This window comes from Xanthomonas sp. WCS2018Noco2-27 (genome assembly GCF_031843525.1).
In the GTDB taxonomy this organism is placed as follows: domain Bacteria; phylum Pseudomonadota; class Gammaproteobacteria; order Xanthomonadales; family Xanthomonadaceae; genus Xanthomonas.
In genome coordinates this window covers 570,737-585,185 of record NZ_JAVTIK010000001.1, presented here as the reverse complement: position 1 = coordinate 585,185, position 14,449 = coordinate 570,737, and the positions used below count along the sequence as shown (strand labels likewise).

Here is a 14,449-nt window from a genome sequence, read left to right as displayed (position 1 = left end):
GGTCACTGGTGTGGCCGCCGTCGGCCGGCGACGCGATGCGCCGCCGGCCACGGGACATCAACGCGTCAGGTACTGATTGATCAGGTTTTCGTAGGCTTCCTGGCGGCCGCTGATCTGGGTCGGCACATTGCCGGCCGCATGCTTGGCCACGTCCACCAGCGTGCTGGACCCATTGGCAAACGCCGCGCCGGCGCCGCTGTCGAAGCTGGCGTAACGCTCGGCGCGCCAGGTTTCCAGCGGCGAGGACGTCAGCAGCGCGTTGGCCACTTCCAGACCGCGCGCAAACGCGTCCATGCCGCCGATATGCGCCATGAACAGGTCCTGCGGGTCGGACGATTCGCGACGCACCTTGGCATCGAAGTTCAAGCCGCCCGGTGCCAGCCCGCCCTGCCGCAGCACTACCAGCATCGCGCCGACGGTGTCGTACAGATCGGTCGGGAACTGGTCGGTATCCCAGCCGTTCTGCGGGTTGCCGCGGTTGGCATCGATGCTGCCCAGCAGGCCGGCATCGGATGCCACCTGCAGGTCATGCTCGAAGCTGTGGCCCGACAACGTCGCATGGTTGGCTTCGATATTGAGCTTGAAATCCTGATCCAGGCCATGCTGACGCAGGAAGCCGATCACCGTGGCGCTGTCGAAGTCGTACTGGTGCTTCATCGGCTCCATGGGCTTGGGCTCGATCAGGAAATTGCCTTTGAAGCCGATCGCACGGCCATAGTCGCGTGCCAGGGTGAGGAAGCGCGCCATGTTGTCCTGCTCGCGCTTCATCTGCGTGTTGTGCAGGCAGGCATAGCCTTCGCGGCCGCCCCAGAACACGTAGTTTTCGCCGCCCAGTTCCACGGTGGCATCGATCGCAGCCTTGACCTGCACCGCCGCGCGCGCCACCACATTGAAGTCCGGGTTGGTGGATGCGCCATTCATGTAGCGCGGGTGCGAGAACAGGTTGGCGGTGCCCCACAGCAACTTGATGCCGGTGTCGGCCTGGCGCTGCTTGGCGATGCCGACCATGTGGGCGAGGTTGCTTTCGTATTCGCCGATGTCGTCGGCATCCGGCGACAGGTCGATGTCGTGGAAGCAGTAATACGGCACGCCGAGCTTGGTGAAGAATTCAAACGCGGCGTCAGCCTTGGCTTCGGCGCGCCCCAGTGCGGTATTGCCCGCATCCCACGGATACGCGCGCGTACCGGGGCCGAACGGATCGGCGCCGTTGCCGCAGAAGCTATGCCAGTAGGCCACGGCAAAGCGCAGATGCTCGGCCATGGTCTTGTCGCCGATTTTCTTGTTGGCGTCGTAGACCTTGAACGCGAGCGGGTTATCGGAGTCGCGGCCTTCGAAGCTGATCTTGCCGATGCCGGGGAAATATTCCTTCGCGCCGATGAAAACGGTGTTGCTCATGGGGTGTGATGTCCTTGGTTCTGGGGGAGTGGTGAATCAGTCAGCGTAGAGCGGGCTGACGACGTGCAGGTGCTTGAGGAAGGCTTGGTAGTGCTGCTGATACTGGGCTACGCGCTGCGGGTCGGGCTTTGCGGCGAGTGCGTCGTCTACCTGCAGGTGCTCCAGCACCACCTCCGACAACGCGGCATCGCCACCATCGTCGCGGTCGCAGGCCCACAACGCCTGCAGCGCGGCACCGAAGGCGGCGCCTTCGGGTTGGGTTGGCACCACGACCTGCAGATTGAAAACGTCGGCCACCATCTGCCGCCACTGCGCGCTCTTGCTGCCGCCGCCGGTGAGCAGGATGGTATCGAACTGCAGGCCGGCCGCGACGAAAGCATCGAAGCCATTGCGCAGGCTATAGGTCGCCCCTTCCATCGCGGCGCGATAGAAATGCGCGGCAGTGGCGTTGTGCAGATCCATACCGAACAGGCAGCCGCGTGCATCGGGCAAATTGGGTGTGCGCTCGCCGTTGAAGAACGGCAGCAACACCAGCCCGTCGGCACCGGGTGCGGTGTTGGCAATCATCGCCTCGGTCTGCTCGCGGGTGATGGAGAACATGCGCATCACCGCTTCGGTGGCGACGGTGCAGTTCATGGTGCAGATCAGCGGCAACCAGCCGCCGCTGGACGAGCAGAACGCGGCCCAACGTGCGTCGTCGTCCACCACCGGATGATCTGCGTAGGCGAACAAGGTGCCGCTGGTGCCCAGGCTCATCGTCAGGCGGCCCGGAACCACATTGCCGGTGCCGATGGCCGCCATCATGTTGTCGCCACCGCCGGTGGTGACGCGCACGCCAGCCGGCAACTTCAATGCATCGGCGGCCGCATCGGACAAGGCATAGACCGCGCCGGTTTCCACCAGCGGCGGCAACGCCGCGCGCAGGTCGCGCTGCGCATCGACGGCGCCGAGCATGCGCTCGGACCACTGACGCGTACGTACATCCAGCCAGCCGGTGCCGGAGGCATCGCCCACTTCGGCAAAGCGTTCGCCGGTGAGCCAGAAATTGATGTAATCGTGCGGCAGCATCACCGTGGTCATCGCCGCATACGCCTCAGGGCGATGCTTGCGCGTCCACGGCAGTTTGGATGCGGTGTAGCCGGCCAGGATCGGGTTGCCTGCGGCAGCCACGCTGCCCGCTGCGCCGCCCACCGCGTCCATGATTTCGTCGCATTCCAGCGCCGTGCTGGTATCGCACCACAGCTTGACCGGTGCGGTGACGCTGCCATCGGCGGCCACCGGCACGAAGCCGTGCTGTTGGCCCGACACCGAGATGCCGCGCACGCGCGCGCGCTGTTCGCCATCGAGCTGCGCGAAGCAATGCACGATGCCGTCAACCCACCACTGCGCCTGCTGCTCGCGGGTGCCGTCATCGCGGCTGATCAGCTCCATCGGTGCGGCAATCGTGGCAATCACGGCGCGCTCCTGCGCGTCGTAGGCCACCAGCTTGACGCTCTGCGTGCCCACGTCCAGTCCTACGTACAAGCTCATTGCTTCACCAATCGGTTGTTGTTGAGTCCCACCTGCTGGGTGCGGCCCGCGCCCAGTTCCAGGTCCAGGGTCTGCCCTGCATAGGACAGTTGATAGCGCCCGCCACGATCGCTGTGCAGGCGTGCCTGCTGCAAGCGACCGCCATCCCATTCCAGATCGATGCTGGCGCCGCCACGCACGCGCAGGCCGCGCACGCTGCCGCGCGGCCAGGCAGCGGGCAAGGCGGGGAGCAGGAATACACTGCCGCCCCAGCTTTGCAACAGCATTTCGGTGATGCCGGCGGTGCCGCCGAAGTTGCCGTCGATCTGGAACGGCGGATGTGCGTCGAACAGGTTCGGGTAGGTGCGATCGGGCGAAATCAGCAGTTGCAGGATGCGATACGCATGCTCGCCATCGGCCAGCCGTGCCCACAGATTCAGCCGCCAGCCGATCCCCCAGCCGGTGGCGTTGTCGCCACGGATTTCCAGCGAACGCCTGGCGGCAGCGGCCAGCTCCGGCGTATCGCGCAGATTGATCTGGCTCGACGGATGCAGCGCGTAGAGATGCGAGACGTGACGGTGGTGGATCTCCGGCGCGTCCATATCCCAATCCTGCTGCCACTCCTGCAACTGCCCCGCCTTGCCGATGCGGTTGGGCGGCAGTTGCTCGCGCAGCGTGGCCAGCTGTTGCGCCAGCGCTGCATCGACATCAAGCAACTTGCTCATCGCGATGCACTGCGCAAACAGGTCGCGCAACAGCTGCGCATCCATGGTCGGCCCGGCGCACACGGCAGCGCCGAACGGATGCTGATTTTCCGGCGACATCGATGGATTGGTCACCATCGCGCCCGTTTGCGGGTCGCGCATCAAGGTGGCAACGAAGAACTCCGCCGCACCCTTGAACAACGGGTAGATCTTGCTCAGATACGCACGGTCGCGCCCGTAATCCCAGCGGTCCCACAGCTGCTGCAACAGCCACACCCCGCCCATCGGCCACAGGCTCCACTTGGCGCCATCGATGGGCCCGGCCTGACGCCAGAGATCGGTGTTGTTGTGCACCACCCAGCCGGGCGCGTCGTAGAGCGTGCGTGCGGTATGCGCGCCGGTGGTGGCCAGGTCGAACAGCATGGATTCCAGCGGTTCCACGCACTCGTGCAATGCGTTGGCCTCGCTGGGCCAGTAGTTCATCTCGGTGTTGATGTTGATGGTGTACTTGCTTTCCCACGGCGGCTGCATCAGGTCGTTCCAGATGCCCTGCAGGTTGGCCGGCTGGGAGCCGGGCCGCGAGCTGCAGATCAGCAGATAGCGACCGTACTGATGGTAGAGCGCGGCCAGTGCCGGATCGTTGCCGCCGGCAAACCGCTGCACGCGTTGGTCGGTGGGTAGCGCTGCCGCGTCGCTGGTGCCCAAGTCGATCGCCACACGCCGGAACAGGCGTTGGTGATCGGCCAGATGCGCGCGCAGCAATGCGGCATAGTCCAGCGTTCCGGCCTTGCGCAGGCTCGCTGCGGTGCGTGCGAGCGGGTCGCCATCCACCGCGTCGAAGCGTTGGTAACTGGTAGCTGCGGTGAGCAGCAAGACCACTTCATCGGCGCCTTCGATACGCAAGCGATCGCGCAACGCGGTCACCTTGCCGCCTTTCACCTGCGGCAGCACGCGCAACGCAAACCGCAACTTGCCGTCGATGCCGGCAAAGCTGCCGTTGCGGCCGGTGAACAGCAAACTGCCCTGCTCGGCCGTGACCTCGCCGTGTTGCGGGCTGTCGATGCCAACGCGCAAGGAAATCGCGCGCGGCCGCTCGCACGACAGACGCACCACGATGCACTGCGACTGCGCAGAGACGAACACCTCGCGCCGATGCAGCACGCCGCCGGAGCGGAAGCTGGTGGTGGCCACTGCGGTGTCCAGATCCAGCTGACGGCGATACTCACTGATGCCGTCGACACGATCGAAATCCAGCAACAGATCGCCCAGCGGTTGATACGGCATCTGCTTGAGCGGACGCGAGAGCAGCTTGGCATCGGCCAGTTGTTCGGCCTCGGCATAACGGCCGGCAAAGATCAGCGCCCGTACCTGCGGCAACGCGGCCAATCCGTCCGGGCTGGTGGAATCGTAGGGCCCGCCAGCGTAGAGCGTGTCTTCGTTGAGTTGCAGGCGCTCGTGGGCAATACCGCCCCACACCATCGCGCCGAGTCGGCCATTGCCGACCGGCAAGGCCTCCACCCATTCGTTGGCCGGTTCGCGATACCACAGCTGCAATGCGTCAGCGGGCGCCACGGGAGGCAACGCGGCGTGTTTGGAAGACGCTGCGGCCTGTGCGGCAACCGGTGCGGCACCCAGGACCGCCATCGCGGCCCCGGTTGCCTTGCACAGTTCCCGACGGGTCAGCACGGCCACCGCCGTGCTGCATCACCGGAACCGCCCGCGACTGCCTTGCGGCGTTCCGGCATCTGCTTGCTCATCGACTGAAGACAGCCTGCGATCATCGACGACGCGCTTTGCCGGACGCAATCTTGCGCTGCAACACGCTGACCGCCTTGCCGTCGTACTGGAGGCTGGTGTCGGTCTTGGGCTCGAGCGCACCGGCATCGTCGCGTGGGCCATCGACGAAGCGCACATTGATGGTGCGTTTGGCCTGCATGCCGGTCCAGCTGCCTTCGCGCTTGCCGATGCTCAGCTCGCCCTTGGCCTGGTTCCACACCAGCGGAATGCGGCTGAACTCGCCCTTCTCGTAGCCATAGCCCTTGCCATCGTCTTCGTACAGCGAGAACTGGCCATCGGCGCCGGTGTAGACCACCACAGTGAGCGGCGCATCCGGCTTCTGGTCCACGTATTCCTGCACCGGGCCGGTCGGCACGATGGAGCCGGCACGCACGAACAACGGCATGCGTTCGATCGGCGCGGCCGCTTCGATGGTCTGGCCGCCGTCGTAACGCTTGCCGGTGGCGAAATCGAGCCAGCTGGTGCCGGCCGGCAGATACACCTGACGCGAGGTGGCGCCGAAGCGGGTCACCGGTGCGACCAGGAACGCCGGTCCGAACAGGTACTGGTCGTTGATGTCGCGCGCCTTCGCATCATTCGGGAAGTCCATCATCATGCCGCGCATGATCACGCCATCGCGCTGATAGGTATCGCCGGCCAGGCTGTAGATGTACGGCAGCAACGCGTAACGCAGGCGATTGTAGTAGGCCATGCTGTCGTAGGACGGCGTGCCTTCCGGGGCGATGTTCCAGATTTCGCGGTACGGGAACTGGCCGTGCGAGCGGAAGATCGGCACGAACGCACCGAATTGGAACCAGCGCGTGTTGAGCTCGCGCCATTCCGGCAGATGCGCCGGGTCCTGGTTCTCGTAGCGCTTCTCCACCGCAAACCCGCCGATGTCGAAGGTCCAGTTGGGCAGGCCCGACAGCGCCATGTTGACGCCGGCGGAAATCTGGTCGTGCATGTCGTCCCAACGCGACACGATGTCGCCGCTCCACACCGCCACCGCATTGCGCTGGGTGCCGGCATAGCCCTTGCGCGAGAGGATGAACACGCGCTTGTCGTCAGCCGCGCGGTCGCCTTCGTAGACGCCATGAGTGTGCGGCAGCGGGTAGGAATTGAAGTATTCGGTGGACGAGCCAAGCGCGGTCGGCGTGGTGCGTGCCTTGCGCTCGCCAATGTCCAGGTTGGAGTGCACGTCCGGCTCGTCGGCGTCCATCCACCACGCATCGAAGCCCTTGCTGTTGAGCTTCTCGTTGACCTGGCGCCAATAGATCGCCTGCGCCTTCTCCGAGTACGGGTCGTAGAACGAGTTCTTGTAGCCCTTGGCGATCCAGTCCAGCTCACCCACTTCCACGTTGCGCTTGTACATGAAACCGGCGGCATCCAGTTCCTTGTAGTTGGCGGTGGTGGGATAGAACTTGGGCCAGATCGAAATCATGATCTGCGCGTGCATGTCGTGCACGGACTTGACCATGCCATCCGGATCCGGGAAGTGCTTCGGGTCGAAATCATGCGAACCCCAGGCGTTTTCCGGCCAGTACGACCAGTCGAGCACGATGTTGTCCAGCGACAGCTTGCGCTTGCGGTACTCGGCCAGCACGCCGACCAACTCATCCTGGCTTTTGTAACGCTCGCGGCTCTGCCAGAAACCATAGGCCCACTTGGGCAGCATCACCGACTTGCCGGTGAGTTCGCGGTAGCCGGCCACGGCTTGATCGTAGGAATCGGCCGAGACGAAGTAGTAGTCGATCATCTGCCCGGCTTCGGACCACAGCGAGAGATCTTTCGCTTCCGCTGCCGGCAGCGGGTCGCGATGCAGCAGCGCGATATAGCTGGGGTCGATCAGATCCCATTCGACCTTGACGGTGTGGCGCTTGCCCGGCTCCAGGTCCAGCTTGAACTCGTGATTCCACGGGTTCCAGTTCTGGCGCCAGCGATCGATCACCAGCTTGCCGTCCACGTACAACTTGGCGTATTCGCTCGAATACAGCGAGAAGGTGTGCTCGCCACCGGTGAGCGCTTCGATCTCGCCCTCCCAGGTGACCTGCATGCGGCTGTCCTTGTCCTTGGTGATGGCCTTCTTGGGGAACTTGGTCAGGTCGCTGAGGTACTGGTAGTTCACCTCGTTCTCGCGACGCTCCAGCACCTGCTTGCCGTTGATGGCATAGCGTGCGGTCAGTGCGCCGGCCTTGCCCTTGGCGTCGTACAACTTGAGCGTCTTGGGCAGCGGCTGCAGACCGCGCGGGTCGCCCAGGCGGCTGATCGAGTTATTGTCCCACAGCAGGCCGTAGTTGCGGCTGGACACCAGGTACGGCACCGCCATGTCGATGTTGTTCTGCTGCAATTCGACGTTGCGGCCCTTCTGATTCATCCAGCCCTGCTGGTGCTGGCCGAAGCCGTACAACGCTTCGTCATCGGGCGACTGGAAGCGCTGGCGCACGCTCAGGTACTGCTTGCCTTCGACCTTGAGCGGGGCAAAGCTGCGTCCGCCGGCCACTTCCGACAGCACCGGCTTGCCATTGGCATCGGCGAAGCTGACATGGCCGTCGACGGTGGACACCGTGGCGGTGACCTTGCCGGTCTTCAGCTGCACGCTGTCGGCCTGCTCGGCCACCTGGAAGGCGCTATCGCCCTGCACCGGCACGCGCATCAGGCTGGGGCTGCGTGCGAAGTCGCCGTCCGGATCGGCACTGACGCGGATGATGCCGGCATCGACCACCTGCAGGCGCACCGGTGCGGCGCCCTTGGCGCTCGGCACAACGGTGACGCCATCGGCGGTCTTGCGCACTTCCTGCGCATGCGCGGCATTGGCCAGCAGGGCCAGCGACAACGCCAGGCAATGGGCAAGCGGTGTACGTCGGTTGGCAGGCACGGTGCCGGCGGAACGGATGGTGGTTTGCATGGTCACTCCCTTTGAATTTCGAAACGCTGCCGCGGGGGCGGCAGCGCATGGGTTGCTGATTATTTGTAGGTGGCGAGCTTGATCTTGAGCAGCTGTGGCACGCTGGAAAAATTGACGCCGTAATCGGTCTGGTCGCCGTTCCAGTTGCGCTGGAACTTCCACTGGGTGTCTTCGTACACGCCTTCCTCGACACGGTCGTAGAACATGTTCGCGGTGGCGTCGCTGGCCGGGTGCAAGGTCACGCGCACGTGGTAACCGGTGACCAGAAATTCATCCGGGCCCAGCTCGGCGATCAACGCCGCGCCGATCGGTTCCGGGTTGCCCGGCGGCTCGCCCTTGAACCAGAACTGTGGCACGCCGTAGGTGATGGTGGCGCTCCAGCGGTCGTTGAGCTTGAGCTCCTGCACGGCCTGGCCGGGCTCTTCGGCGGTGCCGTGCAGCTTGCCTTCGGAGGCGGCCTTGGCGAACGGGCGCATGCCCATGCTGACCGCCTGGAAGCCGAGCGCGAACGGCGCCAGCGTTTCTTCGTTGACGTGCTTGGCGCCCAGCGGATAGTTGGAATAGCGCGTGTAGTCCATACCGAACGCCGACCAGCCGATGCCGTTGTGGCCCAGCGTGGGATACAGGTAACGCGCGTATTCCTGTCGGTTGCCGGTTTCGGCCACGAACAAGGCATTGTCCGGGCGCGCGTAACGCTCCAGCACGGTGGTGTACATGCGGTATTCGGGCATGTAGATATCCGGCGCCAGCAGATCGATATGCGGGCCGGCCGCCTTCCAGACATCGAGCACGTTGTCGGTGGGGCCACCGCTGGCGTACTGGCCGGGCTGTCCCGGATTGAACGGGCCACGCAGCGCGGCATTGACGTACATCGGCAACGGATACTCGGCCTTGCCGGCTTCGGCGACCTGATCGATGTAACGGCCGATCGACCACGCATGGAAAATTTCATCGGCATCGGCGCCGAACACCTGCGCCCAGCTGCCCGGCTGCTTGTTCAAGCGCTTGAGCAGTGCCTCCGGTACCGGGCCGTCGAAGAGTTTTTGCGCCATCGGCGAAAAGTCGCGCACGCTGCCGTAGGTGCCCGGCTCGTTTTCCGGCTGGATCATGATCACGGTGTGTTGCGGGTCGACTTTTTTCAGGTGCTGCATGAAGGCGACGAACGCCTTGCGATCGGCATCCAGCGTGGCCTGCGCATGCGGCGACAGCGACCCGATCGCCTTGCCCTCGCGAGTGATCACACGCGGGAAGCGCTGGTTGTCGGCCTTGACCCACAACGGCGCGTAGGCCGGGCCATTGTTCTTCCAGGTCGCAAACCACAGCAGCACCAGCCGCACCTTGTGCTCGCGCGCCTGGTTGAGCAGCGTGTCGACGAAGGAGAAATCGAACTTGCCTTCTTCCGGCTCTACCTGTTCCCAGGCGATCGGCACCTGCACGGTGTTGGGGCCCAGCACCTGCATGGCCGGCCACACCTTGTCCATCACGCCGGGATAGTTGCTGGAGTTGTTGACCTGCGCGCCCAGGATCAGGAACGGCGCGCCATCGACCATCAAGGCATGCTTGCCGTCCTTGCTGACGAACTGCGGCATCGCTGTCTGCGCGGCCGGCGTCTGTGCGCTGACCGGCGTTGCCGCTGCGGTGCTTTGAGCCGGCGTGGAGGCGGCAGGCTTAGCTGCATCGCCCTGCTCGCCGGACTGGCACGCGGCCAAGGCCAGCGTCAGCGCGGACAGCAGCAGCGGACGCAGGCAACGCCGCGCGTTGGAATACGTGATGGCATGTGCAACGGGGGAATACATGGACATAAGGCTCCGTGTCACCAGGTATCGGTGCGGAAGGGGGAAACAGGAAGGGCGTCGCGATTGATCAGGTTGGCGTCGTCGGGGTTCTCGCTCCAGCCGTAGCGCAATGCCACCGGTGCAGGCACCGCATCGCTGCGCACGCTCACCCGATCGCCGTCGATGCGCGCGGTGGCCGGATGGAACTGCTTGTCGGCACCAGCGACACGGAAGCCCTGCACTGCACCGCCGCCACGTACCTGCAGCGCACTGCCCTGCAGGTCGAATGTCAGCACCGCCTTGCCACCTTCAAACGTTGCCCGCTTGAACACCGGCGCGCTGTACACCAGCGTTTCGCCGTACGCCACGTGCCGCGCCGCCAGCGCCAGACGATGGCCGACATCGCGCTTGTTGGTGGGATGGATGTCGGTGGGGTTGCCGATATCGATGATCACCGCCTGCCCGGTCGCCGGCAGCGCCAGCGTCTTGGACTGCGACTCACGCAACAGCGCCCACGGGCTCAGCTCGCCCTTGTCGCCGCCCGCTTTGAAGTTGGCCAATTGCACCCACAAAAATGGCAGCGCCTTGGCGCCGCGCTCGGCACGCCATTGCTGGATCATCGCGGCGAACTGCTCGCGATACGCCACGGCTCCGCTGTCGGTGGCGTTGGTTTCACCCTGGTACCAGATCACGCCCTTGACCGGGAACGGCTGCAGCGGGTGGATCATCTGGTTGTAGAGCAGCGTGGGCAGTTGGTTCTTGTTGTCGACCAACGACACGCGCACTGCGGCGGGGCGGAATTTCCAGCCGCTCAGCGCGCGCTTGGCGCCATCGTTGGTCTGCACGAAGCGCTGCTCGTCCGGGCCGTGCATGCCGCCACCGCCGCTGAGGTCTTCCACCCGCACGGCGATGTGATTGACGCCGGCATGCAGTGCCGCCGCCGGCACGCTGTAGACGCGCGGCAGATTCCATTGCTTCTCGGTGCTGCCTACCTGCTGGCCGTTGACGTAGGTGATGTCCGAATCGTCGATCTGGCCCACGCCCAGGGTGATGCCGGCCTTGGCCTCGGCAGCGCTCAAGGTCACCGTAGTGCGGTACCAGGCAATGCCGTCCATGCCGTCGTAACCGCTGGACTCCCATTGCTGAGTGGTGGGGATGCTGTCCCAATCGCTGTCGTTGAACTCGGCGTCGCGCCACTGCGGCATGTCGCCGTCGACCTTGGGCCAGCGCGCGATGCGCTTGCCGGTGGCGGCCTGTACGGCAGCGTCGCGTTGCTTGATCGCCTCGATCGCGCCCTGGTTCTGCTCGGCATTCAAGCCCAGCGACGCGGCATCCATCCACGCCTCGATCGCACTGCCGCCCCAGGTGCTGTTGACGATGCCGATCGGCACGCCAGTGCTGGCGCGCAGCTCTTTGGCGAAGAAATACCCCACCGCGGTGAACTCGCCGGCAGTGGCCGGCGTGGCGGCCTTCCACTCGCCACCGGTCAGGCGCGCTTCCGGCTGCACCGACCACGACTTGGGCACCTTGAAGTGGCGTAACTGCGGGTCGTTGGCGGCAGCGACCGCCTGCGGGCCGTCGCTGGCCTGCGCCAGCGGCCATTCCATATTCGATTGCCCGCTGGCCAGCCATACATCGCCGACCAGTACGTCGCGCACCTGCAGCTGCCCACCATCGCCCTGCACGCTCAACACGTACGGGCCGCCCGCCTTGTGCGCGGGCAGGCTCACCTTCCAGGCGCCCTGTGCGTCGGCTTTGGCGGTGGCGCGCTTGCCATCGAAGCTGACCGTGATCGCGGCATTCGGCGATGCCCACCCCCACACCGGCATGGGCTGGTCGCGCTGCAACACCGCGCCATCGGCAAACAACAGCGGAAGGGTCGGCTGGGCCAGCGCGAGCGGGCTGGCCAGCACCAGACCCAGCAGGCAGGCGCGGCGAACGAGAGGTGCGGTCATGCGGTGATCTCCAGGAACAGCGCGGCCGGTCGGCGCGCAACGAGGCGATAGGGAATGCAGCGGGTCAAGGTACGGCAGCGCGATGCCGCGCGCAGGCACGCAGCGCTCATCGTGGATCACCGTAAAAAATGCCACGGCCACCGGTGGCGAAGTAGACGCGACCAGGCCGTCGTGGGTCGCCGGTGACGCTGTAAGGCTTGCCGAAACGGTGCGCATCGTCGTTGATACGCAGCCACTGCGCGCCGTCGTCGTCGGAGCGGAATACGCCATCTACACCGGCCACGCGCCCGGCCAGATACAGCGCTGGCGGTGCGCCATCGCGCAGTGGCTTGCCGATGCCCAGCGAGCGCGCTTCGTCCGGCTTGGACAGGGTCTGCAAGCGTCCGTTTTGCCAACGCATCACGCCCAGCGAAGGGCTGGCCAGATACACCACGCCGGCACGCCAGGGGTCGGGCCGCAGCTGCGGACGCACACGCTCATCGCGCGCAGGGTTGCCGACCTGGTGCCCGGTATCGCGGAAGCTGGCCGCGCCATCGGTACTTTCGTAAAAGCGTCCGCTGACGGTGTCGGCGGCATACCAGCGCTGCGCATCGACGCGGTCGGCCACCACCACCGCCGTGTCGGGCAGCCCTTGCAAGCGCTGCCAGTGCTTGCCGAAATCGGCAGTACGCCAATTACCGCCGTTGTTGGGCGTCCAGACCACCCGCGATGCATCGGCTGCAATGGCAATGGTGCCCGCACCCTGCCCGGCCGGTGGTTCACTGGCAAACGCGCTCCAGTGCGCACCACCGTCGCGCGACAGCAGCGCGCGGATCTCGTTGTTGCGACGGTCGCGCACGGTGCCGCTGCGTACCAGCGTCAGCGGCGCCTGTCCTGCAGCATCGATGCTCTCGCCGTTGGTCAGACGCGGGCCGACATACTGCAGCTGCGCGGTATCCAGAGTATCGTGGCGAAACCCATCGATATCGCCCAGCGCGCTGAGCAAATGCGCGCCGGCCATCGGGCTGAGCAAGTCCAACGGCACGGTCTCTTCCAGCCCCCGGTCCTGGAACCACCACTGCAACGGCTGCCGCGTATCGGCGAAATCGCGCAGATTGCGCGAGGCCCAGATGCCGTAGCCGGTGACGAACAGCGCGTGGTTGCTGTCGAACGGATCGATCGCCAGCGCGCCGATCCAGTGCGGTGTCGCCTGCGCGGTCCACGGCGCGGCGCTGTGATCGAACACCGCATCGGCCAACAACGGCGTCCAGTGCTTGCCGCCGTCGACGCTGCGAAACAGCTCATCGCGCGGCGTCCGCCGACGGAAGGTACTGGCCAGCAGCACCTGTGGATCGTGCGGGTCCACCGCCACCGCGCCCCAGCCAAAACCATCGCCAGTGGCCGGCTGCGGAATCGGGCTGATCTCGCTCCAGCGCCCCTGCGCCGGGCTGTACTTCCACAGCGCACCACCGGCCATCAAGTCCGGGCCGGGCTGATCGCCGTAGCTGAGATACCACTGCCCATCGCGGCCGCCGTCCATATGGCTGGGACGCAAGCCGTGCGGCTGCCCGGCCACCGCCGACCACGTGCGACCGGCATCGTCGGACACATACAGGCTGGTGTGTGCGGTGGAGACGCCAACGTAGATCCGTGGCGTGGGACTGCCAGCGCGGCCGCTGGCGGCGTCGAACACGACAAAGGCAATCCCCACCGACTGGTCGCGTCCGACATGGTTGCGCGCGGTGGCACCGGCCAATACCTCGGCAGGAAATCCGTCCACCCGCGCCCAGTGCGCGCCGCGATCGTCGCTGCGCCACAGGCCTGCATCGCGTGCGCCCAGCAACAGCACACGGCCATCGTGCGGGTCCACCGCCAGCCGCTCGCCGTTGGCGCGGCCCAGTTGATTGCCGCCCAGTTTGAACGGCAGATCGGCGCGCTCGAAGCTGCGCCCTCGATCAAACGAACGCAGCACCGCCGCATTGCCGGCGCGCGCGTGCATATAGGTCCCGGCCGCCAGATAGATGGCGGCGGGATTGGCAGGATCGATGGCGAATGCATCGATGCCCATCAAATTCCAGTCGTCGGCGCCCAACCAATCGGTCAGTGCCACCCACTGTTGCGCACGCGCATCCCAGCGATACGCGCCACCGACATCGGTGCGCGCGTAGGCAAGATCGCGTTCGGCGGGATGAAACAGCACACCGGTGACAAAGCCGCCACCGCCAATGGCCACGCTGCGCCACTGGTACGGCCCCTGCGTGACGGGCTCGGCCGCGTGCACGTGAGACGTCATGAAGAGCAACACCAGCGTCAGGCAAACAGCTGTCAGCCACGCATGTGCTGCGAAAAGGCGGCGCTTAGTAGGCGGATCGATCATGGCGATCATTCCTCCGGCTCCCTTCGCGATCGACGGCAGCGCCATCGATAGGAAAAACACCGGTCCAACGAGCT

At 65.4% G+C, this 14,449-nt stretch carries 7 protein-coding genes; all 7 read right to left on the bottom strand.

All coding sequences use genetic code 11. The annotated features are described in order from the left end of the window. Nucleotides 1-57: 57 nt before the first annotated feature. A complete protein-coding gene (gene xylA, locus RQH86_RS02565) occupies nt 58-1,395 on the bottom strand; it encodes a xylose isomerase (protein WP_311260724.1) in 1,338 nt (445 codons plus the stop codon). Nucleotides 1,396-1,431: 36 nt separating this feature from the next. Beyond that, the gene (xylB, locus tag RQH86_RS02560; RefSeq protein WP_311238417.1) at nt 1,432-2,925 is read right to left on the bottom strand and encodes a xylulokinase; all 1,494 of its coding nucleotides are present in this window, start codon (nt 2,923-2,925) and stop codon (nt 1,432-1,434) included. Further along, nucleotides 2,922-5,252, bottom strand: a complete 2,331-nt coding sequence (locus tag RQH86_RS02555) for a glycoside hydrolase family 95 protein (protein WP_311238496.1) — start codon at nt 5,250-5,252, stop codon at nt 2,922-2,924. The genes xylB and RQH86_RS02555 overlap by 4 nt, the downstream gene beginning before the upstream one ends. Before the next feature lie 133 nt (nt 5,253-5,385). Next, nucleotides 5,386-8,289: a TIM-barrel domain-containing protein gene (locus RQH86_RS02550; RefSeq protein ID WP_311238418.1), complete on the bottom strand. Its 2,904-nt coding sequence runs from the start codon at nt 8,287-8,289 to the stop codon at nt 5,386-5,388. 59 nt (nt 8,290-8,348) lie between these two features. Further along, entirely contained in the window at nt 8,349-10,091 is a 1,743-nt protein-coding gene (galD, locus tag RQH86_RS02545; protein WP_311238419.1) for a GH35 family beta-galactosidase GalD, read from the bottom strand. 11 nt (nt 10,092-10,102) lie between these two features. Next, entirely contained in the window at nt 10,103-12,019 is a 1,917-nt protein-coding gene (locus RQH86_RS02540; RefSeq protein ID WP_311238420.1) for a sialate O-acetylesterase, read from the bottom strand. Nucleotides 12,020-12,125: 106 nt separating this feature from the next. Further along, nucleotides 12,126-14,384 carry a sialidase family protein gene (locus tag RQH86_RS02535; RefSeq protein ID WP_311238421.1) on the bottom strand — a complete coding sequence of 753 codons (2,259 nt, stop codon included), beginning with the start codon at nt 14,382-14,384 and terminating at the stop codon, nt 12,126-12,128. Between the last annotated feature and the right edge of the window lie 65 nt (nt 14,385-14,449).

Excerpts from the sequence above, each read along its gene's own strand:
- RQH86_RS02555 (WP_311238496.1), bottom strand. The coding sequence starts at position 5,252 with ATGGCGGTCCTGGGTGCCGCACCGGTTGCCGCACAGGCCGCAGCGTCT.
- RQH86_RS02550 (WP_311238418.1), bottom strand. The coding sequence starts at position 8,289 with ATGCAAACCACCATCCGTTCCGCCGGCACCGTGCCTGCCAACCGACGT.
- RQH86_RS02535 (WP_311238421.1), bottom strand. The coding sequence starts at position 14,384 with ATGATCGCCATGATCGATCCGCCTACTAAGCGCCGCCTTTTCGCAGCA.
- galD (WP_311238419.1), bottom strand. The coding sequence starts at position 10,091 with ATGTCCATGTATTCCCCCGTTGCACATGCCATCACGTATTCCAACGCG.
- xylB (WP_311238417.1), bottom strand. The coding sequence starts at position 2,925 with ATGAGCTTGTACGTAGGACTGGACGTGGGCACGCAGAGCGTCAAGCTG.
- xylA (WP_311260724.1), bottom strand. The coding sequence starts at position 1,395 with ATGAGCAACACCGTTTTCATCGGCGCGAAGGAATATTTCCCCGGCATC.
- RQH86_RS02540 (WP_311238420.1), bottom strand. The coding sequence starts at position 12,019 with ATGACCGCACCTCTCGTTCGCCGCGCCTGCCTGCTGGGTCTGGTGCTG.